The sequence below is a fragment of the Rothia sp. (in: high G+C Gram-positive bacteria) genome (assembly GCF_015265375.1).
In the GTDB taxonomy this organism is placed as follows: domain Bacteria; phylum Actinomycetota; class Actinomycetes; order Actinomycetales; family Micrococcaceae; genus Rothia.
In genome coordinates this window covers 1-24,604 of the sequence record NZ_JABZXW010000035.1, presented here as the reverse complement: position 1 = coordinate 24,604, position 24,604 = coordinate 1, and the positions used below count along the sequence as shown (strand labels likewise).

Genomic DNA, 24,604 nt, shown 5'->3' with positions numbered 1-24,604 from the left:
CGCACCCGCCGCCACCAGCAGACTACGCTCACGAACACCCAACAGTGCGGCACCGTCAGCGCCCACAAAACCAAGACGCTCCAGCAGATTCGAGGTGCGGCCAGCCGCCAAAGCACCCAGCTCACGAGGCGCGACTTCCTTACCCACAGGAGAGCCCGCACCCACCGCAACAATCTGAATCACCGAATGCGAAATCTGCCGCCACAGTGACGGGGTGCGGTCCTCCTCGGTAGCACCGGCAATCTGCGACTTCACGCCGACCACACGCCGCCCACCGGACTGCAGGTAGTACCATACCAGCGCCACAAACGGGCCCAGCGCCGCCAAAACCAAGGCACGACGCGCCGGATCGGCGCCGTCAGTCACCATCGGGTGATGACCCTCAGCCTGACCGAAAGTTAGCTCCTGCATGAAGTCCAGAACATAATGCAGAGCAATCGCGCCCAAGCCGCTGAACACGCCCGTGACCAGCGCGGCAAGAGTTAGCCCCAGCAGGAGGCGAAACAAAAAAGAACGGGAACCCGCCGCAGGTTTCTGGGGGCTATTTGAGGAAGAACCAGTATGAGAAGACATAGAAAAGGGGTTTTGTGCGTTGTGTGCTGTCTGTCGTGTGGAGGCTCCATACCCGGCGAAAACCGGGCAAACAAAGCCAATTTAATTCTACGCCCGCACTATTTGCCCCTCAGCGGTGCGCCAAAGATTGAGAGGCGGAGCGGCACAGCGGCGGAAGGCACCCCAGAGAACGCACCCCAGAAAAGCACATGAGACACGAGCCAGGTCACACGCCGACCGCCGCACCCGCTATGCTGGAAGGGTACGCCTCCACGCGCCCGCCGAACACACCGTGCATAAGCGACCGCCGGGCGCAGGCACCCCACTCGGAAGGATCAACGATGACCGCAACTATTGCTTTTCTCGGCACCGGCTCCATGAACGGCTCCATCGCCGCAGGTCTGCTCGCCGCAGGCCACGACCCCGCCCACATCCGCGCCACCGTGCGTAGCGAAGAATCCCGCGCCGCCCTCGCCCAGCGCCTCGGCGACAAGGTAGAAATCATCACCACCGGCGGCGAAGCTGACGGCAACCACAAGGCAACCGCCCACGCAGACGTCGTGCTGCTCGGCGTGAAGCCCTACGGCATCGTCGAGCTCGCCCGCGATATCGCGCCCGCCCTCGCACCGAACGCCGTCGTGGTGTCCGTTGCTGCTGGCGTGACCCTCGAAACCCTCGCTGAGTGCCTTCCCGCAGGTCAGCCCATTGTTCGCTGTATGCCGAACACCCCCTCATCCGTGGGCAAGGGCGTGCTCGCCATCTCCACCACCGACACCGTGAAGGACGAGCAGAAGAAGCTCGTCGAAGAGGTTCTGGGCACCGTCGGTCTGGTCGTCGAGGTCCGTGAGGAGCAGATGGACGCGGTCACCGCCGTGTCCGGCTCCGGCCCGGCATACGCGTTCCTGCTCGCGGAGGCGATGGCAGCCGCCGGCGAGAAGCTCGGCCTGGACGCAGACACCGCCCTCAAGCTCGCCAGCGCAACCGTTGCCGGCGCGGGCTTCCTGCTCGACACCAACCCGGATGCACCCGCCCTGCGCCGCGCCGTGACCAGCCCGAACGGCACCACCGAGCGTGCACTGAACACCTTCGTGGACGGTGGCCTCTTCCAGCTGACCGAGGACGCGATGCGCGCCTGCGCGGCACGTTCGGCGGAAATGAGCCAGCTGTACACCGCTGACGAGGACTAATCAGCGGGGACTAACCAGCGGAGACTAATACCGTCCGGTAGCATCCCCCTGACTAGCTGAAACTACAGAAAAACAGCCTCCTCCCGGCAGAACGGGAAGAGGCTGTTTTTCTATGTCTAATCGCGGGCTCCTCAAAACCAGCAGAGCTGGGGAAGATAACCGCTGCAGCGAGGAAAAACGCGCTTAGGGTCGCGCCGCAAAACGCTCGATCAAATCCACCTGACCGGACACAATCAGAATGTCACGCGAGTGAATGCGGGTGGTGGCGTCCGCGTAGGTGAAGTCCTCACCGGGGGACTTAATACCGACCACGGACACACCGTACTTGGAGCGAATATCTGACTCGGCGAGGGTAAAGCCGTGGGTTTCCTTCGGCGGGCGCATCTTCGCAATCGCGAAGTCGTCATCAAACTCGATGTAGTCCAGCAGTCGACCCGAGACCAGGTGCGCGGCGCGGCGGCCGGCGTCCGCCTCCGGGTAGACCACGTGGTGCGCGCCAATACGCTCCAGAATCTTGCCGTGCGCGGGGGTAATAGCCTTCGCCCAGATACGCTCCACACCAATGTCCACGAGGTTCGCGGTAATTAGCACGGATGCCTCCACGGAGGTGCCCACACCCACCACGGCGGAGCCGAAATCGTCCGCACCCAACTGGTGCAGGGTGTCGATATCGGTCGCGTCGGCGGAGACCACGTGCGTCAGCACGCCGGACCACTTCTGCACCAGCTCGGGGTCCTTCTCAATAGCAAGGACCTCCTTGTTCTGCAGGCGCAGCTGGGCCGCCACCGCGGAGCCGAAGCGTCCCAGACCAATCACGAGTACGGGGGCGTTATGTGCACTAGCCAATGGTGGGCCTTTCTTCGGGGAACTTGTAGAGGCGGCGGCGTGAACGCAGCGCCAGACCGGTCGCGGCGGTTGTGGTGCCCACACGGCCAATGAGCATCAGGCCGCTGAGCACGTAGATACCCGCCGGCGGCAGGCTGGAGGAGAGACCATTCGAGAGGCCGCAGGTCGCGAAGGCGGAGATGACCTCGAAAATGACTTCCTTGAGGTCCGCGCCGCTAATAATCAGAATCGACGCGGCGCCGACACCTACCACGGTAGCACCCATAACAATCACGGAGATAGCAATACGCAGGGAGGACTCGGGGATGGTGCGGTTGAACGCGACAACCTTCTGATCGCCTCGCGCCTCAGCAAGGATAGACAGGGCAATCACGGCGATGGTCGTGACCTTCACGCCACCCGCGGTCGAGCCGGAGCCGCCGCCAATGAACATGAGCATGTCCGTCAGGAGCGTGGAGACGGGGGTAATGCTGCTCATGTCGACCAGGTTGAAGCCGCCCGAACGCATCATGACGGAGGCAAAAATGGCATTCAGAACCTTGTCACCCGCAGAGTAGTCGCCGATGGTGGCGGGGTTATTCCACTCGAAGAGGCCCCAGAAGAACGCGCCAAAAGCGAAGAAAAACAGGGTCGTGACGGTGGTCAGCTTCGCGGTGAGCGACCAGTGGCTGGGGCGGAAAGGATGATGCTGAATCGCAATGAAAACGGGGAAACCGAGCGAGCCCAAGAACACCGCAACGCAGATAGGCACGAGCAGGAAGAGATCGTGGCCGTAGGGCACGATGCCGTCCGAGTGTGGGGTGAATCCGGCGTTATTGAACGCCGAGATGGAGTAGAAGATGCTGTGCCAAATCGCCTGGAACGGGTCTTCACCCAGGGTGAGGAAACGCGGAATCAGCACGAGGGCAATGATCGCCTCAATAGAGAACGAGGCGTAGGAAACGCTCTTGACGATGCCACCGACCTCGCCAAGGCGGCTGATATTCAGGTCTTCCTGCGCGATGAGCTTGGTGCGCAGGCCCATCTTACGGCCGATAGCCAGCGCCAGCAGCGAGGTGATGGTCAGGGTACCCAGACCACCCACCTGGCATGCCACCAGAATCATTGCCTGCCCAAAAGTAGACCACTGCTCGGCGGTGGAGACGGTAGTCAGACCGGTAACGGTCACCGCACTCGTAGAGGTAAAGAACGCGTGGTGGAAGGGCGCGGGCTGACCATCGTTAGAAGAGATGGGTAGCAGCAGGGTGAGCGTGAAGAAGATGATGACCAGGAAGAACGCCGTGATTGCGGTACGCGAGGGGGACGCAAGCACGGTCACATCGATGAAGTCGCGGAACCGTTCGAGGGTCTGCAGATTGAAGCCAATGGGCGCACGCTTGCGCTGAGTCTCGGAGTCATCGCTGGCGTGGTCGCGCAGGGCGGGCAGGCGGTCAAGATCAATGCCGGGCACACTCGTGAGGATGCTCAGGTTCTCCGCCTCAAGGCGGTCGCGTCGGCTACGGCGAACCTGCTGCTTCTGCGGCATGGAGGTGGTGCCGCTGAGGGTGTCCCAGCGGCGGTTGAGCTGGCCCTGGGGGTGGTGATGTCGGCGCCGGGTGCGGCGGATTATGCGTCCCATGCGCCTCCTTCATGTTGTGCCTGGGTGCTGGGCGTGGGGTGCCCGAGGAATGGTGGTTTGTGTGCGGCGGTTTTTGCCTGTTTTAACGCCTTCTAGTGTATCGCGCCGGGTGTCTTGAGAGGGGGTAGGGTGTTGATAGCTGGACGCTCAAAATGTGAGCTTGGTAAAGGTGGGTGGGTGGTTTTTCGTGTGGACCACAGCAAAGCCTATATGCTTCTTACGGAATATATGCGGTGGCGGGCTGAAATGCCGGCATATGCTCATCGTGTGATACAGCTATATGCCATCTAGTGTGACGGACACTTCATGCTTTTATCCCCTTCAATGCTTCATTTTGAGCTAGTGCTCAGGCTTCGTTCAGAATTTTTGAAGGTAATTTTCATATCAGCCTCATTCTAAGCTTGAGGTGCCTCTTTATATGTCATAATCGCTATATGCATTCTGATGTTTTTTCTGTCATCGCGGATCCGACTCGCCGCCGAATTGTGCGTATTCTCGCTGAGCAAACCCACACGGTGGGTGCTGTGGTCGAAAAGCTGGGTATGAGCCAGCCGACCATTTCGAAGCACCTGAAAGTCCTTCGCGATGCAGATGTGGTCTCCGTGACCGTGGAGGGGCAGCGTCGCCTCTACTCCCTGAACCCGGACGTATTCGCCACCGTCACCGAGTGGATCAACGAGACCGTTCAGATTGCACGCCAGTCCAACGAGGCGCACGCACCTGTGGCACTGCCCGGTGGTGCTACCGCGCCCGCCGATAACAAGGCTGCGGATAAGACTTCCGAGAAGGTTGTGGTGAAGACCGCTGAGGCTGCAGAAAAGCCTGCGGTAGCGGCACCTGAGAAGCCCGCTGAAAAGGTAACTGAGACTACCTCCGAGAAGGTTGCCGCTGAGACCGAGAAGAAGGTCGCGGAGCCCTCTTCTGCCGAGGCGACCGACTCTGAGACTCTCACTGTTGAAGCTCCCTCCGCTGAGGAAATTGAGCAGGCTCGTATTCAGCGCGCCCGCGCCCAGTACCTGACCCCGAGTGCGCGCATCTACTCGCGCCCCGCGGAGCATGCTTCTGAAACCGCCACCTCCGAATCGGCTGTCGAGAAGGCTCAGCCTGCTACTGAGTCTGCCGCGGCTGAAGAGGCTGTGGACAGCACCCCGATGCGCCCCTTTACTCCCGCATCCTACGGCTACGATGTGGGTGCTACCCCCGCGGCGTCGGCAACCCCCGCTCAGCCTGCAGCACCTGCCGAGACCAAGTCCACTGAAGTCAAGCCCGCCGAGGCTAAGCCCGCTGTAGCTGAGAAGCCCGTTGTGATCGCTCAGTCTGCTTCTGTGGTGTCTTACGGTATTGATCCGGCTGCGGTTGTGGGCGGTTCGATTCAGCCTATTGCGGTGACCCCCGAAGCTCCTGCTGCCGAGGAGCCCGCGGTGGCTGAGAAGGCGGTCGAAGAAAAGCCCGCAGAGAAGCCCGCAGAAAAGGCTGAGGAGAAGACCTCGGTTGAAGAAACCGTAGCTGCCGAGAAGCCTGCAGTTGAAGAATCTGCCACCGAGAAGGTCGCTGAAGAAGAGTCTGACAAGGCTGAAAGCAAGTCTGAGTCCTCCTCTGAGGAGACCGAGTATCAGACCATGCCCGCCTACGATTCGGTGTACCGCCCCAGCACTGAGACGACCAGCGCCGAGGCGAAGGATGCCCACCGCGGTGGCCTCTTCGGCTTCCTGCGTGGTCGCCGCCGCTAAGGCGCGCCCTGACGCCGTTAAACCTCCGGCATAACTCTGTATAAAAGCACACACACTCTCACTCACCTTATTGACCGAAAGACGCATTCACGTGGCTATTCATCGTAAAATTCTGCGCTGGCTTGAGAACGAATTGTTCGAGGGCAATATTCAGCTGGGTCAGGACCTGCCCAACGATAGCGAAATTGCGCGCGCTATTGGTGTGGGTCGTTCCCGCACCCGCGAGGCTCTGCGCACCCTGGAAGATATGGACCTGGTGCAGCTGTACAACGGTCGCGGCAAGGAAATGCTGGTGCACCTGAGCGATGAGCCTGCCGCTGCCGCCAGCGCTGCTCTGCGCCTGCACATGTCCAGTTCGCGTTACCCGACTCGTGACCTGGTGCAGACCCGTATCCTGCTGGAAAGCTGGGCGATTGCGCGTATTGACCCGAAGACCGCCTCCTTCGCGGAGATGGACGAGGTCCTGGCGCAGATGGAAGACTTCGACCTGTCGATTCGTGACTTCCTGGAGCTTCTGCTGACCTTCCACCACCAGGTGATGCGTTGCGCAGGCAATGAGCTACTGGTGGGTCTGCTCGCGTCGGTGCGTCAGCCGAGCTTTGAGTCGATGCTGTCGCTGGTGGGTCGTATGCCGCTGTGGAGCAGCGCTGTGGAGCGTCTGCGTGCTGAGAGCCGCGCTATTGCGGAGGCTTTGAAGGCGGGCGACGCTGCGACTGCTCGCGCCATGGTGATTGGTCAGTTGCGCGGCATGTATGCCGATGCCGGCATTGACCTGGAGCAGGAGGCGACCTCGGCGAATGGTCTGCCGGGTGAGCCGATTGCGTCTGAGTTTGCGCCGGTTGACGTGGATGAGTTCGCCGCAGATGACTTTGATGATTTGCTGCAGGATGACCCGTCTTTCGCTGATGCGGAGGCGTTGCCCGCCGCGGATGCGCCTGTTGCAGCACCCGCTTCTGTGGAACCTACTGTTGAGCCTGTTCAGGCTTCTGCGCGCTCTTCTGCCATGGAGTATACGGTACCTGAGGGCGATATCGTCTACATTGAGGAGACCGTTTCTGAGGCGCCCGCTGAGCGCGTTTCGGCTGATGGGCCTGCCGAGGCTCCTTCCGCCTCTAATGCTTCTGACAAGGCAGAACATACTGTTCCCGCACCCTCTCAGACCGCGCTGTCTCAGCCCGTACCTGCTGTAGCTCCCGCGCAGCCTGCCGCTCATTCGGTGAGCGCAGATGTGCCGCTGAGCTTCGGCACCCCGCGCGGCTTCAACCCGTCTGCTCAGGCTACCCCGGCTGCTTCTGCAGCTCTGATGTCTGGCGCTCAGGCTCCCGCCTCGCAGACTTTCAGCTCGCAGACTCCCAGCGCTCAGCTGCCGAGCGTCCCTGCCGCGTACGCGCAGGAAGAGGCTGAGGGCCCCGCGAAGGTTCTGCGCGCCTCCACGGCGGCTCCGCGTCGCCGTAGCGGTCAGATTGTTTCCCCGGTGCGTGCGACCATTATTAAGCCGGTGGATCGTAGCCAGGTGCTGACTGCGCCTGCCCGTACCGCGCGTCCTGCGGCTGTTGCGGCTACCTCTGCGTCTGCTGAGTCTGCGTCTTCTGAGAAGGTTCTGCGTGCCCCGGCGCGCCAGGAGGAGCCCGCCGTTCAGCCTGCTGAGCCTACCCGTCTTGAGGCGGCTGCGACCATCCACGACACCTATGAGAAGCTTCCGCATGAGGAGCCGGTGCAGGAACGCCGCGGCATCTTCTCGAAGATGAAGCGTTTCTTCGGCGTGGACGTGTACGAGCCTGAGCATGATGACGCTCAGGAGAGCGCCGAAAAGGAGCAGGCCGTGAAGGCTGAAACGAAGCCTGAGCCCCAGCCTGAGAAGCCTGTCATTGACGAGGAGGCGCTGGCTCGTGCCGAGGCTGAGCGTGCTGAGCGTCTGAAGGCGCTGCACGCGGCGGCTGAGGAAGAGACTGCTGAGGAGAGCGCCGCTGACGAATTTGCCGAAGAACCTGAGGCTTCTGTAGCTGAGGAACACGAGGCTTCTGAGCCCGCGCAGGAATCAGTTGAGGCAGCTTCTCAGGCTGATAAGAGCGGCTCCGAAGGTTCTGTAGCCTCCTCTGATTCGGCGGCATCCTCCGGCTCGGCGCTGTCGAAGAGTCGTTCTAAGGGCTCGAAGAAGTCGAAGAAGAAGCGCCGTTAGGGTTACCGAATCCCCGTTTTCGCCCCGAGATATCCTCGATATACCCGCGGGAAAAGCGGAAATTCAGGGAAAAACTCCTGAAAAGCCGCTCTCGAATGGTGAAAATGGGGGTAAACCTAGTACTCTAGGTAGGTAGCGCTCTAAAACGCAAGGGTATTTCTGTGCCTAAAATGCGTTTTGGATCGGTTATACCGGTATAAATATCCCCGGGTAGCTACCGAGTCGAATGGCTCGGCCGGGTACGAGTAAAGTGAGGAAATCCTATGGGTTCCGTTATCAAGAAGCGCCGCAAGCGTATGTCCAAGAAGAAGCACCGTAAGCTGCTTCGTAAGACCCGCCACCAGCGCCGCAACAAGAAGTAAATAGACTTCTTTCGCCCCGCCCTCCGTATGGAGAGGCGGGGTTTTTGCGTTCCTGCAGTTTTTGCGGGCCGGGTTTTGTGCGCCGGGTTTTGTATTTGTAGAGGGTACGTGCGGGTCACCTGTTTGGGGCGCGGCGCGCTATCTGAGAGACTGGGATTATGACTGAAACTTCCACCATTAAAGTTCACCTCATGCGCCACGGCGAGGTGCACAACCCCGAGCGCATTGTGTACGGCCGTCTGCCCGGCTACCGTCTGTCCGATAAGGGCCAGCAGATGGTGCGTCTGAGCGCTGAGGAGTTCGCGGCTCGTGCTGAGCGAGGCTCCCGTTTCGTGCATCTGGTCTGCTCGCCGCTGCAGCGTACCCGCGAGTCTGCCGCCCCGGTTGAGGAGCTGCTGGGTCTGACCGCGCAGCCGGATGAGCGCGTCATCGAGGCGGATAACTACTTTGAGGGTCTGCACGTGAACGCCCAGGAGCTGCTGCAGAACCCGCGTCACTGGACGAAGCTGTACAACCCGGCGCGCCCCTCCTGGGGTGAGTCGTACCTGGATCAGGTGCGCCGTATGGCGGCGGCTGTTCAGGATGCGGCGCGTACCGCCTACGAGCGCGGCGGCGAGGGTGCGGAGGCGATTATTGTGTCGCACCAGCTGCCGATTTGGATTACTCGCCTGGGCGTTGAGGGCCGTATGTTGCAGCATGACCCGCGCGCCCGCGAGTGCAACCTGGCGTCGATTACGACTCTGGCGTTTAGCACCACTGATTTTGAGCATGAGATGCCGCGTTTTGTGGAGTATTCGGAGCCTGCCGCGCCGCTGTACGGTGGCGTGATTCAGCTGCCCGGTAGCTAATCCCTAAAGCTGTTTTTGAGCATAGAGAAGAGGCTGTGAGCCCATCCGTTTGGATGTGCCCACAGCCTCTTGCTGTAAACCTTGGGTGCGCGAGCCTAGCCACCCTGACTAGTTCTGCCCGTTGCTTTGACCAGGAGTGCCGTCCTCGGGGTTCTTACGCTCGGGGTCCTGCTTGTTATTCGATTCCGCCTCGCGGCTACGGCGTTCGCGTTCTGCCTTTGCTTTGAGCCAGCGCAGGTACTCTTCATCGTCGTCGGGGGAAGAGACCGAGGGCGCGGGGGCGCTGCGTCGCTGACCGAAACCGGCGCGAGGAGTGCCTGCCGCGGGCTGTGCCTTCGGACGGCCCAGGATAAGCCACATGATGGGGCCCACCACGGGGAAGAGCAGGGTGACGAGGACCCACAGCCACTTGGGCAGGGTGCGCGCCTCGTGTGCGGGGGTGCGGACGGCGTCCAAGAGGGTGTAGAGGGTCAGACCCACGATGAGGGCTGCGCCGCCAATAATCAGCATGGCTCGAATCATAAGCACTACTATGACACACCGCCGCGTTATTGCGGAACTATGAACCGGGCGCCCGCTAGCGGCTTAACGGCGCGGTAAAAGAGCCCGATGCGAGGCAGTGCAGAACCAGCGCAGAATCGTAAGTCGGCTTAGTAGCCGGTGAACACCTGAACTTCGTGGCTAATAATATCCAACGAGCCCAGCCACACGGCGAGGGCAAGAATAACCGAGTACGCGAGCGCTACGATACCCGCCTGCTTGAGCACGGGAATCAGCTCGCGGCCGCCGCGCGTCCACACGGTCACGCAGGAGTGGATGGTCGGGCCGACCAGCAGGAAGATCAGCAGGAACCAGGGGTTCTTATCGAGCAGGAGCACGCCCAGGCCCAGTGCCAGCGTCATCTCCACAATGTAGGTGATGCGCGACCAGCGTTCGCCCAGGCGCACCGCCATGGTCAGCTTGCCCGCCTCAATGTCGGTGGGAATGTCACGCACGTTATTCGCCATGAGCAGTGCGCAGGAAATCAGGCCGATGCCGATAGCACCCACCCAGCCGAGCAGGGTCAGGGTGTGCGCCTGCGTGTAGAGGGTGCCCAGGGTCGCAACCAGACCAAAGTAGACGAAGACGAACACGTCACCCAGGCCCATGTAGCCGTAGGGGTGCTTGCCGCCGGTGTAGCCCCACGCCGCGAAGACGCTGGAGGCGCCAATCGCCAGGAACCACCACTGATTCGCCAGTGCCACCAGGGCAAGACCGGCGAGCATCGCCAGGCCGAAGCATCCGAAGGCGGCGTACTTGACGGAGCGGGGGCTTGCCACGCCGGAACCAACGAGGCGTAGCGGGCCCACGCGGTCTTCGTCGGTGCCCTTGATGCCGTCGGAGTAGTCGTTGGCGTAGTTCACGCCCACCTGCAGGAAGAACGCGACGAGGAACGCCAAGAACGCGTAGAGCGGCTTGAATTCGTTGATCTCGTAGGCGGCAGCTGAGCCGGCAATAATGGGGGCGACGGCGAGCGGCAGGGTGCGCAGGCGAGCGCCTTCAATCCATTGGGCGGCAGTTGCCACGGGGGTTCCTTCCGGGTCTAAGTGCGTATGATGCGTGGGTGTCGTGATGCGAAGGTCAGGGCATGCGGGCGGGTGCGTGCGCGGGGTGAAAACCCGCGGATGAGCCTGCTTTAGCCCTGACGATAGTCTCTGTCCAGGATACTGTATATTTCTGCGCGGTCCGGCTTGCCGGTGCTGGTGAGCGGGAAATCCGGCAGGATGCTCAGCTGCTTGGGTGCGGCGGGGGCGCCGAGCTTTTCGGCGCAGCGGGCACGCAGCAGGGCGCAGAGTTCTTCGTTCAGGGCAGTGCCATTCTCAGAAGATGCAGTCGCGGCACCGGCAGAAGGCACCAGCGTGACCGCGGCGGCAATGGCGGTGCCCCAGCGGGCATCGGGTAGCCCGATCACGCAGGCTTCACGTACGGCGGGGTGCTCTTCGAGGACGGTTGCCACTGCGCGGGCGGAGATTTTCACGCCTCCGCTGATGAGCACGTCGTCGCTGCGGCCGAGCACCTGCAGGCGCTGCTCGCTACAGTTCTCGCTGCTGTCGGGAACCGCTACAGGGCTCAGCAGCCCGTAGTCGTCGGTGCGGTACCAGCGGGTACCGTCGGCGGCGGTGAAGAAGTGCTCGGCGGTGCGGACGGTATCGCCAATGTAGCCGCTGGCGAGGTGCGCGCCGCTAATCCAGATACGACCCACCTGTGCGGGTTTCCCCTCAATATTCGGCACGGTCGGCATGCCCTCTTCGGGTACGAGCTCCACTCGCACACCGGGCAGCACGGAGCCGGAGTAGACGCATCCGCCCGCGGTTTCGGCGCTACCGTAGGTGGTCACCGTGTTCAGCCCCAGCGCGGAGGCGGCGGCGAGCAGGTCGGCGCTGGTGGGGGCGCCTCCGAGTAGAATTCCGGTGAAGGAGCCGAGCGCCTCGTGAATCTCAGCGCCCAGGCGCGGGTCGGCGTCCGCGCTTTCAAGGAGCTTATGTAGCTGGGTGGGCACCAGGGAGATAAACCGGCGTGCCGAGCTCATCTGCTCAACCGCCTGCAGGAAGACCTCGGGGCTAAAGTGCACCGGCTCGGTTACGGAGCGGGCAATGACCGGGGAGGTCCCGGCGAGCACGGAGCGGGCGAGCACCTGCGCACCGGCAATATAGTGCGCGGGAAGAGCCAGCAACCACTGCGAGGCGGAGTCAGCGTTCCCCGCAAAAAAGTTCTCGGTGGCTGCCGCGCTGGCGGCAAGAGCCCGCGCGGTCAGTGCGGTGCGTTTAGGGGTTCCGGTTGAGCCGGAGGTGCCCACCACCAGGGCAATAGGCTCAGCTACCTCTGCACTCTCAGCATCCAGCGCGTACCCACCCAGCAGCTGCTCAAAGGCGCCCAGCATGGCGTGCGGGTCGGCGGGCTGATCGGCGCGCACCTGTACCGCCTGCGGGTGCAGGGCAGCCTCCTGCGGGGCGGGGGAGGGTGCGAGCCCGGGTACGGGGGTGTTCATCATGGCTAAATCCTTAGCGGCTGTGTATAGCGGCTGCGTGCCGTCATACGCCGGTGTCATATGCCGGTGCGGCATCAAATGCGCCGGAGCCGGATTCTTAGCTGAGGTTCTCAGGGTTGAATCCGGCTCCGAGCCTATGTATCTGAAACTACTTCTGTAGAAGGGGCTGTCTCTTAGAAGTAGTAGGGGTAGTTGGACCAGTCCGGGTCACGCTTCTGCAAGAATGCGTCGCGACCCTCAACAGCCTCGTCGGTCATGTACGCCATGCGGGTTGCCTCGCCGGCGAAGACCTGCTGGCCGAGCATGCCGTCGTCAGGCAGGTTGAAGGCGTACTTGAGCATGCGGATTGCCTGCGGGGACTGGCGGGCGATGTGTGCCGCGTATTCCAGGCCCTTGTTTTCGAGTTCGGCGTGGGGGACTACGTCGTTGACCGCACCCATTTCGTACATGCGCTGGGCGTCGTATTCCTTGGCGAGGAAGAAGATTTCGCGGGCGAACTTCTGACCCACCTGGCGTGCGAGCAGTGCCGAACCGTAGCCTGCGTCGAAGGAGCCGACGGTTGCGTCGGTCTGCTTGAACTTGCCGTACTCTTCGGAGGCGATGGTCAGGTCGGCTACCACGTGCAGGGAGTGGCCGCCGCCTGCAGCCCAGCCGGAGACGAGGGCGATAACGACCTTGGGCATGGTGCGGATGAGGCGCTGCACTTCCAGGATGTGCAGTCGGCCCGCGCGTGCCGGGTCGATGCTTTCGGCGGTCTCACCGCTGGCGTAGTGGTAGCCGTCGCGGCCGCGGATGCGCTGGTCGCCGCCGGAGCAGAATGCCCAGCCGCCGTCCTTGGCGGAGGGGCCGTTGCCGGTGAGCAGCACGGTGCCTACGTTGGAGGTCATGCGTGCGTGGTCGAGGGCGCGGTAGAGTTCGTCCACGGTGTGCGGGCGGAATGCGTTGCGCACCTCGGGGCGGTCGAAGGCGATGCGCACGGTGGGCAGATCGCGTAGGATTTCGCCGTTTTCGTTGCGCTCAACCTGGCGATGGTAGGTGATGTCGGTGAAGTCTTCGAAGCCTTCGACGACGCGCCAGTCGGCGGGGTTGAAGATGTCCGAGACCTTTTCGGGAAGTTGTGCAGTCATAGACCCTATTCTACGTTGCCCGGGCGCTGTCTGAGGCTGTGAACCTGGTTGCCCAGTATAGCGAATCAGGTTGTCGGGCATATAAGAAGGCCCGGACCGCGTGTGTGCGGCCCGGGCCTTAGAAGTTGGGTAAGGAAGCTTACCCGGTCTTGGTTACCTAGGGGTTACTTGACCTTTGCGAGCTCTACCGCGCGGTCGAACTCTTCGTCAATGGCGTCGTTCTTCTTGTAGGTCATGAGCGAAACCACGATGGCGACAAGCAGCGCCGAAGCGAAGCCGGGAACCATTTCGTAGAGCACGGACTTCATCGGGCTCTGGCCCCATGCGAATGCCACAACGGCACCGGTAATCATGGAGGCCAGTGCACCCTGGGTGGTCAGCTTACGCCAGTAGAGGGAGAGCAGAACGGTCGGGCCGAAGGCCGAACCGAAGCCAGCCCAAGCGAATGCGACCAGCTGCAGAATGGAGCTGTTGGGGTTCCACGCCAGGGCGCCGGCGACCAGTGCCACGATTGCCACGCCTGCACGGCCGAGCCACAGGGACTTGGATGCGCTGAGCTTCTTCGAGGAGAAGATGCCGTAGAGGTCCTCCACCAGAGCGGAGGAGCACACAATCAGCTGCGAGGAGAGGGTGGACATAATTGCCGCCAGAACCGCAGCCAGAATCAGACCGGCGATGAAGGGGTGGAACAGAATCTGTGCGAGGTCCAGGAACACGGATTCTGCGGTTTCGGGGTTGGTGAGGGATGCCTCGGGGTGGCGTGCAAAGTATGCGATGCCCATGAACGCGCCGCTCAGTGCGCCGAACACGGTCAGGACCATCCAGCTGATACCGATGCGGCGGCCGGACTTAGCGTCTGCGGGGGTGCGCATCGCCATGAATCGCACGATAATGTGCGGTTGGCCGAAGTAGCCCAGACCCCATGCGAGGGACGAAACAATACCGGCGAAAGTGGTGCCCGCGAAGATGCTGAGCGCGTCGGGGCGTACCTGGCTGATGGACTCAACCACGGGGCCTACACCGCCGAGGTCAATGATGGTGATGACCGGAACGGCGATCAGCGCTGCGAGCATGAGCAGACCCTGAACCATGTCGGTGTAGGATGCGCCCATGAAGCCGCCGAAGAGCGTGTAGAACACGGTGATGCCTGCCAGCAGGAGCATACCGGTGTGGTATTCCTGACCGAAGGAGGACTTGAAGAACAGGCCGCCGGACACCATGCCGGAGGAGACGTAGAAGGTGAAGAACACCAGAATCACGACACCGGAGACGATGCGCAGCACGCGCTTGGTGTCATGGAGGCGGTTGCTCAGGAAGACGGGGACGGTCACGGCGTCGCCAGCTACTTCGGTGTAGCTACGCAGTCGCGGGGCCACGAACTTCCAGTTGCACCATGCGCCGATGGTCAGACCGACGGCGAGCCATGCCTGGGAGAGGCCGCTGAGGTAGACGGCGCCGGGCAGACCCATGAGGAGCCAACCGGACATGTCGGAGGCGCCCGCTGAGAGTGCGGCGACGGTGGGGGAGAGCTGACGCCCGCCCAGCACATAGTCGTCGAGGCTGTTGTTCTTGCTATTTGCCCATAGGCCGATTGCGATCATGGCAACAAAATAAATCGCCAGCGCGATGACCTGGTATGTACTCGCGGCCATAATGTTCCTTCTCTCCTGGTGATAGTGTGCGCCTGTGTGTATTTATGCGCTACCCCATAACTTTATGAGTGGCATAGGATACAGTCTAGGCTCTGAAGGGCTGAAAATAAAGTCTATTTGACGTTAAAGAGTTTGAGTCTATGGAATAAATATGTATTTACTGTGTAAATCCTATGGTCGTACACGTGGGGTGCTGTGGGAGCATGTGCGAAAAAGTGCCCGAAAAACCCCTGGATTTCAGGGTTTCGGGCACTTCGGTGCAAGAGATGCAGTTTAAAAGCAACGCAAACGATCAGAGCCGTATGCATCTGAAACGAATTAAACGAAAAATTTAAAAGCCATTCGGAGTGTTGAACTGTTACACGACAATGTCACAGAGGCTTAGAAATCCCTCACAACCCACGGCTCAGTAGCCATACGAGCCGGGTCAAAACGCTCCAAAATCGCCGCCGCATTGGGCGCCGGAACATCTGCAGAATGGGCGGAACCATCAGCGTCATACACCGGAATAGACGCGGCAATCCACCCCAAAATCGTGGGGATTTCAACGCCCGCTTCACGCAGCTGTGGCAGAGTCACCGCGCCGTCACGCTTAGCGAGTCGCTTACCCTCCTTGTTCAGTGCCAGCGGCACGTGAGCGTAACGCGGCTGAGTCAACCCCAAAAGCTGCGCCAAATACGACTGGCGGGGCGCCGAAGGAAGCAGATCATCACCGCGCACAATCTGCTCAACCCCCACAAAGGCGTCATCCACCACGGAGGTCAGGTTGTAGGCGTAGGTGCCGTCATTACGCACCAGCACAAAATCATCCACCAGACCGGTGTAGGTACCGTAAAAATCATCCTGCACGGTGTAGCTCGTGCACTCGGCGCGCAGGCGCAGAGCCGGCGGACGCTGGGTGCGGCGCTCCTCCCGCTGTGCCTCCGTCAGCTCGCGGCAGGTACCCGGGTAGGCGCCCGGTGCACCGTGCGGGGCGCTCGACGCCTCCTGAATTTCGCGGCGGGTGCAGAAGCACTCGTACACGAGTCCCGCTTCGCGCAGCTGTGCAACCGCCTGCTCATAGGCGGCAAGGCGCGTGCTCTGATACAGCACCCCTGCTTCCTTACTATCGGCGCCTTCGCCGCCCTCGATGCGCTCTGCCGGGGCGCCGGGGCTCGCGTCCCAATCCAGACCCAGGGCCGCCAAGTCGGCAATCTGACGTTCCGCCGCGCCCGGGCGCACACGATCCAAATCCTCCACGCGCAGGTAGAAGGGCTTGCCGCCGCGGCGCGCCATAGCCCACGCCAAAATGGCGGTACGCAAATTACCCAGGTGCAAATCACCCGAGGGGGAGGGAGCGTAGCGTCCGGTGCCGCTGGGGAACGGGTGTGCCGAAGTATGAGCGGCTGAGACGCTAGAAAAAGAGCTGGAGGGAGAAGTCATACTCCTATCCTATAGGGCGCGAATTTCTGGTTCCTGCTCAGCTCCTTCACTGAATCCTCACTGACTCCTAACCGGCGCTGGATTAGTCGGGGGAATAGGCTATCCGGCTAATCAATCTGTGGAGGTTGTCAAGCATCACGTATCAGTTGTCCGTAGAGGCCGAATTGTGCAGAATGATGCACTTTTATCCCCTTAGAAGCGTGCAATAGTGCAAAAATATGTTCTCCAGAAGGCCGAATAGCCCCTCAGTTGCCAAAAATTACAGTAGGGTTGTATCTATGGCTCGTACTATTGAACTCGCAGACGGCGTGTACCGTATTGCGACCGACAATTACCGACTGAACACCGGACTGGTCCTCGGACTGGAACGGGCACTTGTCGTGGATACCGGCGCAGGTCCCCGTCAGGCAACCGAAATTTATGATGAGGTTCGCCGTCTCACGCGCCTTCCTATCACCGTCGTAAACACTCATGGACACTATGAGCGTTTCTTCGGTAACGATGTTTTCGCGGCAATGGGTGCCGAAGAATTCTGGGCGCATCCTCGCGCCGCGCGTGCAATTCGTAAATACGGTGAGGCGCAGCGTCCCTACGTCGAGACGCTCGAACCGGAAATGGCGCACCACCAGGGTGCAGCCACCGATATTATTGTCCCCAACCGCCTGGTCGCCAACAGCGGTGACGGCATTACCTTTACCCCCATTGACCTGGGTGAGCGTAGCGCAACCCTCATGTACATGGGTCCCGGCCACACCGACGGCGACATTCTGGTCGGTATTGAAGATGTGCTCTTCATGGGCGGTCTGATTGAAGAGGGTACCGACCCCTACTTTGAGGATTCTTTCCCCGACCGTTGGATCGATACCCTCGGTGCGGTGCTCGAATTTGATCGCTACCGTGTGTTTGTGCCCGGTAACGGTGAGCCGGTGGACCGCACCTTCGTGGAGCGTGAACGTAACACCATGGTGACCGCTATTGAGTCGATTCGTTCCTCCACTCTGGACCGTGAGGATGAAGCAACTACCGCAGCAATGTATAAGCTGCCGTATGCGCCGGGTGCGACTCGCTTCCTGCTGGATCGACTGGCTCAGCTGGAGAACGCACCGGTGGCGGCATACTTCGATTCGGAGCACCCGGATACCAGTGGTTTCACGGGTCCGATTACTCTGGGTCAGGCATCGTACTAAACCTCGTATGCAATATGCCTCATGGGGCATAAATACAGGTGAGGGCTGGTTTCTAGGAATAGAAACCAGCCCTCACCTTTTATATACCCTCAGCTGTTTACCTTCAGCGAGGTGACGTTTTTAGCGCTGAACGTACTGGGCGCGCATTGCCTCGCAATCAGCCTTCAAAGAAGCCGGGACTTCACCCATTGCCTCGCAAAGCTGCACGAAACGGTGACGCCAATCCAGGTGCTGCAGAGCCTGACGAATCTGCTGCTCACCCTGCGCCGGGGTCCAGCGGGAGGCGGCGTCAGCAACCTGCGCAAGGCCCGCGCGAGCATCCGCGTGGTCGATGTCGATGGTCGCACCATCCCAAAGAATCTCACGTACGGTGGTGGTGTTCGGAACCTTGCCGACCACGGTCACACCCGAAGCCAGCGCATCGGTCCAACGACCGGTAATGTACTCCTTGGTCGGGTGGGTGTAGGGTGCCGGGCTCACCGAGGTGGAGAATGCCAGCAGGAACTTCGCGCGGTTCAGCGAATCCTGCAGGTGCTGAGCCGACTCGCGATCGTTCGCGCCGAAGGGCGGGCGGCCCTCAAAGCTCAGACCCAGCTCGGCGGCAAGGGCGGCGGTCGCCTCGTCATCCTCGTAGGCGGCGGGCTGACGACCCACACGCAGCAGGTCGGTGCTCTTCGAGCCCAACGCCGCCAGACGGTCGCTGAACTTGCTCCACACGTCCGCACCCCAGGGCAGAACGCCGGGGGTCTTTACACCCGCGGCAGTCCAGGGCTGAACGTCATCAACATCCGCAACGAAAATGCGGTCGTAGGTGGAGGACTTCGCCACGGCGGGAATACGGTCATCCCAGAAGCTATCAATCACCCAGCCGTAAATCGCGCCGTAGCGGCGGAACGCGAAGGAACGCTGCGAAATGGCGTACAGCTGACCGGGATCAGAAGCAATCACCAGGCAACGCTTGGATCCGCCCTTGAGGCGGGGCAGGCGCGCCAGAAGCTTGGTTTCCTTACTGAGGGATGCGCCCACATCCACGGTGTGGACGGTGCCGCCGGTGTAGCGGGCGAGAAGCTCCGCCATGGCGTGCACGGGAACCCAACCGGCTCCGGAGGGGACGGCAACAATAATATCGAGTGAGCTCATGAGAATCCTTGCGGCTACGCCCGCCGCATGCACCGGACTCACCGGGGTAAAACCCCTGGTCGAGCGCGGTATGCGTTAGCGGTGAGAGCGTGAATGTTAATCAATGATAGATAGGGTGCCTTGCGTCAGCAGGTGCGCAGGAAAACGCGAAGGTAACGGCGAGTGAAACCGCTACGACCGGCTAACTTTTAGAGCCACGGAAGGCTACGGCACAGGTAGTTTTTAGTATATCGGTCAACCCCGCACGCAGAGCGTAGCCCACAGCCTTTACGAGCGGCTTTAGGGTGTGTGAATGCGCACCTCAATGCCCGATTCGGCGCCGAAACCGGCAGCCATGCGCGCCAGATCAGTGTTCGGGGCGGCAGCCACCGTGAAGAAACGGTCCACCGCGGCGGCAAACTGCTCCTGACGAGCCATATCGCCGTGCTCAAGGGTCGTGAAAATACCGCCGCCGGCATCGTCAAAGACCTCAACGCGCAGTTCAGGAAGGAGCTCCGTGTTCGGCAGGTTCAGCGAGGACACATCGTGCTGGAAGGTCAAGTCACCGCACAGCAGGGTCACCGGCAGGGCGGCACCACCAACGACTGGGCGGGAGTTCTCATCCACACCGGCGGGGTAGTAGCCCGACAGGGACACACCAATAGCGGTCGCAATCGTGCCGTCAATACCGGCAAGACCGCGGTTCGCAAACACGCGCGCGGGGGCGGGCTCACCCAGGGCGGGGGCTGCCGCGTCCAAATCACGCACCAGGTTTGAGGAGCCCAGCACCATGAGGCGGCGCTGAGCCACCGCATCCTTCCAGACGCGGCGCGCGTAGGAGCGGCCGGCGGTGCGGTTGCGGTAATCGGTGTAGTCTACAGAGCCTGCAGAATCAGAGTGCTCGTAGGCGGCAATGGCGCGCAGGCACTCATCCTGCAGCTCGCGGGCGGGCTCAACCCACTGATCCAGCCAGCTGAGTCCGTCAACGAGTTCATCAGCGGGCACAGTGGAGGCGCTCGCAAACTCGGCAAGCTCGTGCGGGGTGGACAGCTCCACGAAGGAGCGGGCACCGGGCTCGTACCAGCTGGCGCGGCGCGGCGCGTAGAAAGCGCACTGAATATCCGTGCGTTCGAGCAGTGCCGTAATCGGGCGTGAAAGCGTCGGGTGTCCGAAGAGCACTACGCGCTCAATCTGTGCGGCGGGTGCGAAGGACTCATCGCCGAGTAGCTGCGGGTAGTGGGGAATAGAGGTCGCGCCATGGCGTGCCTCGGAGGAAGGCTCAGCAAATAGCGGCAGGTTCAGCACACGCGCGAACTCCGCGGCGAACTCGCCGGCACCGTCCGCGGCAACCACCACGGTGCGGTGCGCCGGGGTGTGCTCCGCCAGGTCAGCTTGTGCTTCCAGCGAGTCCAGGAGCCAACGCTGCTCAGCGCTGGAGAGCCCCGAACCCTCGGCGCGGGCGGCGCGGGTACGGCCCTCAGCCTGCGGATCGTAATCCTCCAGCAGGCTCTGCGCCCACTGCGGAAGCATCTGCGCAAAACGACCCGAGGGGGTCAGCGGCGTATCAAAACAAATGTTCAGGTGCACCGGGCCAATCGGCTCGGCCGACTGCTTGCGCCAGTGCTCGGCGCTACGACCGGTCAGCGCGTTCAGGCAGGCAGCAAAAGCCTGAGTCTGCTCACCCTCAACCTGCTCGGGGTAGGAGGTCAAATCGGCTTCAGCACGCACAAAAGGATGGAAGAAACTCGCCTGGCGGGTCGTCTGATTCACGCCGCTACCGCGCAGACGCTCCGGGCGGTCGGCGCTCAGCACCGCCAGGGGCACGCCGGCGTGGTATGCCTCCATGACGGCGGGCATGTACTCGCCCAGAGCCGTACCGGAGGTACACACCAGACCCACCGGCTGACCGGATGCCTTCGCAATACCCAGGGCGGTGAAGGCTGCACTTCGCTCGTCCACACGCACGTGCGCAATCAGGGCGCCGGCTTCAGCGGCGGCGGCAATAGCGTACGCGAGAGGCGCACTGCGGGATCCCGGGGACACGACAACATGCCGCATACCGGCACGAATCAGCGAATCGAGCACGGATACTGCGGTGAGCATGGCGGGGGTTGAGCGGTTTTCAGTCACCGTACCATTCTAAGGCCGAGGGCATTTTCCTTCAGTTATGGTTACCCTTCACGGGCGCAACCTTGATAACTACAGTCCGCAGGCGCGTTCCAGCACCCGGTAGCAGGCGGTGACGCGCTCCACCCACCACTGGCGGGTCTGTTTGTCGGTGGCGAGACGCTCCAGGCGCTGCGGGCTGGGGGTGATGGTGCGCAGGTCCATGAATCCGTCGCGGGCAATGAGCGGCTCGTCGGTCACATCCTCAGCCATGAGGGAGACCGTGCCCAGACCGCACCCGTAGTTCAGGGTCGGCAGGGAAGCCGCCAGGGATGCACCGGTGGCAATACCCACCGAAGACTCCAATGCCGAAGAAACCACCGCCGGAAGCTGCGCCTGCTCCACCAGCGCGAGGGCACGGCGTACACCTCCCAGCGGCGCCGCCTTAATAACCATCAGATCGGCGGCATTTGCGCGGGCCACCTTCAGCGGATCCTCCGCCTTACGGATTGACTCGTCCGCGGCAATGCGGGCGGGTAGCCCCTCCTTGGCGATAGCAAAGCGGAGCGCCGCCATCTCCTCAAGGGTTGCTACCGGCTGCTCAGCGTAAATAATGCCGTACTCGCAGAGCTTGCGGAGCGCCTCAAGGGCACCGTCGAGGGTGTAGCCCATGTTCGCGTCCACCTTCAGGCGCGCATTCGGGAGTGCTTCTCGTGCCGCCGCCACGCGCGCAATATCGTCGACGAGGCTCTGGCCCTTCTCAGCCACCTTGATTTTGAGTTCCTGAATCTCGCCTTCGTACTTGGCGAGCACCTCCGGCACACGCTCGGCGGGTACCGCGGGCAGGGTCGCGTTCAACGGGATGCGCGTACGCACCGGTTCAGGGGCGGGTAGCCACGCCGCCTCCAGCGCGCAGGCGAGCCACGCGGCAGACTCCTGGGCACCGTACTCGAGGAAGGGTGCGAACTCGCCCCAGCCGTGCGGGCCACGAATCAGCGCGCTCTGGCGGCTATTGACCCCGCGGAAGGTCACGGTCATCGGAATTTCGACCGTGAAAAGGTTCTCCAGAACCTCCTGCAGCGGCGGCAGGGGAGTGTTCGTGAGGCGAAAACCGTAGCCGAGAGGCGGCACGCTCATGCTGGTATTCAAGGTATCTGCCCTTCTTCGATGCGCTATGAGCTCACCATAGCATTCCGCTCTGAAGCGGGTGCGCTCGCAACCCGTTTCGCATTCTCTGGAAACTCTCAGGTTGTGGTCGAAAAAACTTTAGTTTTTCATAGCTTAACCTGGGATAGTAGATAGTTATTCGCCCGATGACTCGAACGATGTTGCGCGCGATGCGGTAGCTTGGGGGCTGCCGCAATGACAGCGGACATCGGCGGGCTCGGGGATATCTAACAGACATGAGGGCAAGAAGGTACGAAGGGTTATGAAGAAGACAATGAATGGGCAAGCAACAGGTGCGGGGAACCCCGGTTGGGGCGACTCGGAGAACCTGGACGCTACTCGTGCTCTTCACCCTTCTGATGACGCGCCCACTACGGTGTTTTCCTCTGATGAGACTGCGGTGCTTTCTGATTATCAGGATGCTACCCAGGTGCTCAACGCCCACGAAACGGCTACTCATGCCGCTGCGCAGAATGAGGACCGTACGAAAGTTCTGACGGATTACGGTTCCTCCCAGGCTAACGAAGCTGCGCCTGCAGGCTCCATGAATACCGGTTCCGCGAACGCTGAATCCGCGAATACTGAGGTTATTTCTTCACACCAGGACTCTATAGAAGTTATTGGTGCGACCCGCCCTTTGCCGCGCGCCTACCGCGCCCCCATTAAGATTCCTGAGACGATTCCCTCCGCTCAGGAGCGCGCCTCCCAGAGTGGCTACAGTGCGGATGAGCCTCTGCAGGCTACGCGTCGCCTTGACCCGCCGAGGCCTCCGGTGAGCGGTTACCCGCTGAATGCCAATATGGGCGCCGCTCAGATGGGAGCTGGGCAGGCAGGCGCTGAGCAGATTAGTGCCCAGCAGCCGCTTCCCCAGCGTGTGCCGCCGCAGGCACCTCAGCAGGCACCTCAGCAGGCGCCGCAACAGCCGGTGGCGTACCCTCCGGAGGCCTATCCTGCCGCGGCATATCCGAACGGCGCGTATGTTCAGACCGGTCAGGTTCCCGTGGATGCTTCGGGCCGCCCTGTGAATCGTCCCGGCGAAGAGCAGGCGCACCACCTTCCGAGTACTGGCGTTCTGATGCGCCACGTAATGGCGTTGCTGTTCTTGGGGCTGTCTCTGTACGGCGCGTTCGCGTTCTTTATTTATACGGCGACCGGTCAGCAGGTTGATGAGCAGGCGTACACCGAGTACGCGCACCAGTTCAAGAGTTACCGCGGCCCGACTCTGACTGCCCTGGATTCTTTGCCCACGATTGTTGGCGTGATCGCGGTGCTGGGTCTGATTGCGGTGCTGATTTGGAAGCACCGTTTCCTACCGTCACTGCTTGGTGTGCTGGTCGGGGCTGCGGCGGTGACGAGCACGTATCTGCTCAAGCACTACCTGATTGTGAAGCCCGACCTGGGTGTTCAGGAGGCGCTGAGCAACTCGGCACCCAGCGGTCACACGACCTTCGCGGCGGCGGCGGGTGCGGCGCTCTTCCTAGCGGCGCCTCGTTTCTTGCGGCCCACGGTGGCGCTGTGTGCGGCGTTGGCGACCTGCCTGACGGGTGCCTCCACGATTATTAATGGGTGGCACCGCCCGGCGGACGTGGTGACCGCTATTCTGGTCACCGCGATCTGGACCGTTGTGGGTATGGGCGTGCTGCGTTATGTGCGTCCGGCAGATTTTGCGGTGCCGGCGCGCGGCGGTTTGGTGTTGGTTCCGTTGATGACGATTGCGACGCTGTTCCTGTCGTTCTGCGCGGTCATCCTGTATCTGATTGCGATTTTTGCGCCGATTCCCGGTGGTGCGTTTACCGCGGCGACCTGCATGATTATTGCGGTGAGCTTTGGTACGACGGCGTTGATGGTGAACCTGTTGCGTCCGCGTAATAGTAATCGCTCCGCCTATTCGAAGGTGTGGAGTTACCAGTAGATGTTGTTCCCCTCTCTGCTTGGGGTGTTTTAGCTCGGTGTGAGCCGAGGTATTGTCCTGTTGCGGGGAGGGGAATACAATATAAGAAATTTAGTATTTTTAATACCAATAATAGGGAGGGGGTGCGCGCCCCCTTTCACTCACCCCTGAAAAGAAAGGTGCGTACCATGGCAGGTACCCATGAAGGCCGCGTCCTCGTATTCCCCCAGCTCACCGAAGCGCTGACCCCCTTTGACGATAAGCCCCAGGCACGCAAGATCGTTGATGCCGACGGCGGCAACCTGACCCTCATGGAACTGGCTGCAGGCCAGTCCTGGCACGAGCACCACAGCGTGCACCCCGTCTTCGTGCAGGTGCTCAAGGGCGAGGTGATTTTCCACGTGAAGGACCGCGATATTACCCTGGTACCCGGCAAGCCGATTCACGTGACCGCCAAGCTGCTGCACTCCCTGCGCGCCGTGAAGGACTCCACCCTGCTGGTGACCATGCTGACCGGCGAGTCGCACCCCGAACCCAAGGTCAATATTGACGTCGAAGAGGTCTAATCCCCGGCCTCTAAACC

The 24,604-nt window shown here is 61.6% G+C and carries 20 protein-coding genes; 8 read left to right on the top strand and 12 right to left on the bottom strand.

The genetic code is table 11. The features are described 5' to 3' along the window. Positions 1 to 573, bottom strand: a 573-nt coding sequence (locus HXO69_RS05915) for a chloride channel protein (protein WP_296545885.1), incomplete at its 3' end; no start/stop codon positions are given. Between the two features lie 320 nt (positions 574 to 893). Here HXO69_RS05915 and proC point away from each other — a divergent pair. Beyond that, complete coding sequence (gene proC / locus HXO69_RS05910; protein WP_296545884.1) at positions 894 to 1,739, top strand: pyrroline-5-carboxylate reductase; 846 nt, start codon at positions 894 to 896, stop codon at positions 1,737 to 1,739. A gap of 183 nt (positions 1,740 to 1,922) precedes the next feature. Here proC and HXO69_RS05905 read toward each other — a convergent pair whose 3' ends face one another. Next, positions 1,923 to 2,585: a TrkA family potassium uptake protein gene (locus tag HXO69_RS05905; protein WP_005504725.1), complete on the bottom strand. Its 663-nt coding sequence runs from the start codon at positions 2,583 to 2,585 to the stop codon at positions 1,923 to 1,925. Continuing rightward, entirely contained in the window at positions 2,578 to 4,203 is a 1,626-nt protein-coding gene (locus tag HXO69_RS05900; RefSeq protein ID WP_296545883.1) for a TrkH family potassium uptake protein, read from the bottom strand. The genes HXO69_RS05905 and HXO69_RS05900 overlap by 8 nt, the downstream gene beginning before the upstream one ends. A 434-nt stretch (positions 4,204 to 4,637) precedes the next feature. Here HXO69_RS05900 and HXO69_RS05895 point away from each other — a divergent pair, with 434 nt between their 5' ends. The 4 genes from HXO69_RS05895 to HXO69_RS05880 all read left to right on the top strand — a co-directional run bounded on the left by HXO69_RS05895 (position 4,638) and on the right by HXO69_RS05880 (position 9,322). Continuing rightward, complete coding sequence (locus HXO69_RS05895) at positions 4,638 to 5,933, top strand: helix-turn-helix transcriptional regulator (protein ID WP_296545881.1); 1,296 nt, start codon at positions 4,638 to 4,640, stop codon at positions 5,931 to 5,933. Between the two features lie 91 nt (positions 5,934 to 6,024). Then, positions 6,025 to 8,112 carry a FadR/GntR family transcriptional regulator gene (locus HXO69_RS05890; RefSeq protein ID WP_296545878.1) on the top strand — a complete coding sequence of 696 codons (2,088 nt, stop codon included), beginning with the start codon at positions 6,025 to 6,027 and terminating at the stop codon, positions 8,110 to 8,112. A gap of 263 nt (positions 8,113 to 8,375) precedes the next feature. Further along, positions 8,376 to 8,474 (top strand): 30S ribosomal protein bS22, encoded by a 99-nt coding sequence (locus HXO69_RS05885; protein ID WP_005504750.1) that lies wholly within the window; start codon positions 8,376 to 8,378, stop codon positions 8,472 to 8,474. Between the two features lie 158 nt (positions 8,475 to 8,632). Continuing rightward, the gene (locus HXO69_RS05880) at positions 8,633 to 9,322 is read left to right on the top strand and encodes a histidine phosphatase family protein (protein ID WP_070846778.1); all 690 of its coding nucleotides are present in this window, start codon (positions 8,633 to 8,635) and stop codon (positions 9,320 to 9,322) included. A gap of 108 nt (positions 9,323 to 9,430) precedes the next feature. On the opposite strand, the gene HXO69_RS05875 is transcribed toward HXO69_RS05880, so the two are convergent. The 6 genes from HXO69_RS05875 to gluQRS form a co-directional block, all read right to left on the bottom strand. Beyond that, positions 9,431 to 9,844 carry a PLD nuclease N-terminal domain-containing protein gene (locus HXO69_RS05875; protein ID WP_296545876.1) on the bottom strand — a complete coding sequence of 138 codons (414 nt, stop codon included), beginning with the start codon at positions 9,842 to 9,844 and terminating at the stop codon, positions 9,431 to 9,433. A 128-nt stretch (positions 9,845 to 9,972) separates the two neighbouring features. Beyond that, complete coding sequence (locus HXO69_RS05870; protein WP_296545874.1) at positions 9,973 to 10,887, bottom strand: 1,4-dihydroxy-2-naphthoate polyprenyltransferase; 915 nt, start codon at positions 10,885 to 10,887, stop codon at positions 9,973 to 9,975. Between the two features lie 110 nt (positions 10,888 to 10,997). Further along, the gene (locus tag HXO69_RS05865; protein ID WP_296545873.1) at positions 10,998 to 12,353 is read right to left on the bottom strand and encodes an AMP-binding protein; all 1,356 of its coding nucleotides are present in this window, start codon (positions 12,351 to 12,353) and stop codon (positions 10,998 to 11,000) included. A 170-nt stretch (positions 12,354 to 12,523) separates the two neighbouring features. Next, positions 12,524 to 13,477 (bottom strand): 1,4-dihydroxy-2-naphthoyl-CoA synthase, encoded by a 954-nt coding sequence (locus HXO69_RS05860; protein WP_296545871.1) that lies wholly within the window; start codon positions 13,475 to 13,477, stop codon positions 12,524 to 12,526. 164 nt (positions 13,478 to 13,641) lie between these two features. Beyond that, complete coding sequence (gene putP / locus HXO69_RS05855) at positions 13,642 to 15,129, bottom strand: sodium/proline symporter PutP (RefSeq protein ID WP_296545870.1); 1,488 nt, start codon at positions 15,127 to 15,129, stop codon at positions 13,642 to 13,644. A gap of 381 nt (positions 15,130 to 15,510) precedes the next feature. Beyond that, entirely contained in the window at positions 15,511 to 16,551 is a 1,041-nt protein-coding gene (gluQRS, locus tag HXO69_RS05850) for a tRNA glutamyl-Q(34) synthetase GluQRS (protein ID WP_296545868.1), read from the bottom strand. Positions 16,552 to 16,829: 278 nt separating this feature from the next. Between gluQRS and HXO69_RS05845 the strand changes: the two genes are divergently transcribed. Further along, positions 16,830 to 17,738, top strand: a complete 909-nt coding sequence (locus HXO69_RS05845; RefSeq protein ID WP_296545866.1) for an MBL fold metallo-hydrolase — start codon at positions 16,830 to 16,832, stop codon at positions 17,736 to 17,738. 120 nt (positions 17,739 to 17,858) lie between these two features. On the opposite strand, the gene HXO69_RS05840 is transcribed toward HXO69_RS05845, so the two are convergent. The 3 genes from HXO69_RS05840 to HXO69_RS05830 form a co-directional block, all read right to left on the bottom strand. Then, positions 17,859 to 18,878, bottom strand: coding sequence for a glycosyltransferase (locus tag HXO69_RS05840; protein WP_296545864.1), 1,020 nt, complete (start codon positions 18,876 to 18,878; stop codon positions 17,859 to 17,861). A gap of 279 nt (positions 18,879 to 19,157) precedes the next feature. Then, positions 19,158 to 20,987, bottom strand: a complete 1,830-nt coding sequence (gene menD / locus HXO69_RS05835) for a 2-succinyl-5-enolpyruvyl-6-hydroxy-3-cyclohexene-1-carboxylic-acid synthase (RefSeq protein ID WP_296545862.1) — start codon at positions 20,985 to 20,987, stop codon at positions 19,158 to 19,160. Positions 20,988 to 21,056: 69 nt separating this feature from the next. Further along, positions 21,057 to 22,100, bottom strand: coding sequence for an o-succinylbenzoate synthase (locus HXO69_RS05830; protein ID WP_296545861.1), 1,044 nt, complete (start codon positions 22,098 to 22,100; stop codon positions 21,057 to 21,059). A 292-nt stretch (positions 22,101 to 22,392) separates the two neighbouring features. Between HXO69_RS05830 and HXO69_RS05825 the strand changes: the two genes are divergently transcribed. Continuing rightward, on the top strand, positions 22,393 to 24,042 hold the full coding sequence (locus tag HXO69_RS05825; protein ID WP_296545859.1) for a phosphatase PAP2 family protein: 1,650 nt from the start codon (positions 22,393 to 22,395) through the stop codon (positions 24,040 to 24,042). A 167-nt stretch (positions 24,043 to 24,209) separates the two neighbouring features. Continuing rightward, positions 24,210 to 24,587, top strand: coding sequence for a cupin domain-containing protein (locus HXO69_RS05820; protein ID WP_296545857.1), 378 nt, complete (start codon positions 24,210 to 24,212; stop codon positions 24,585 to 24,587). Positions 24,588 to 24,604 lie beyond the last annotated feature (17 nt).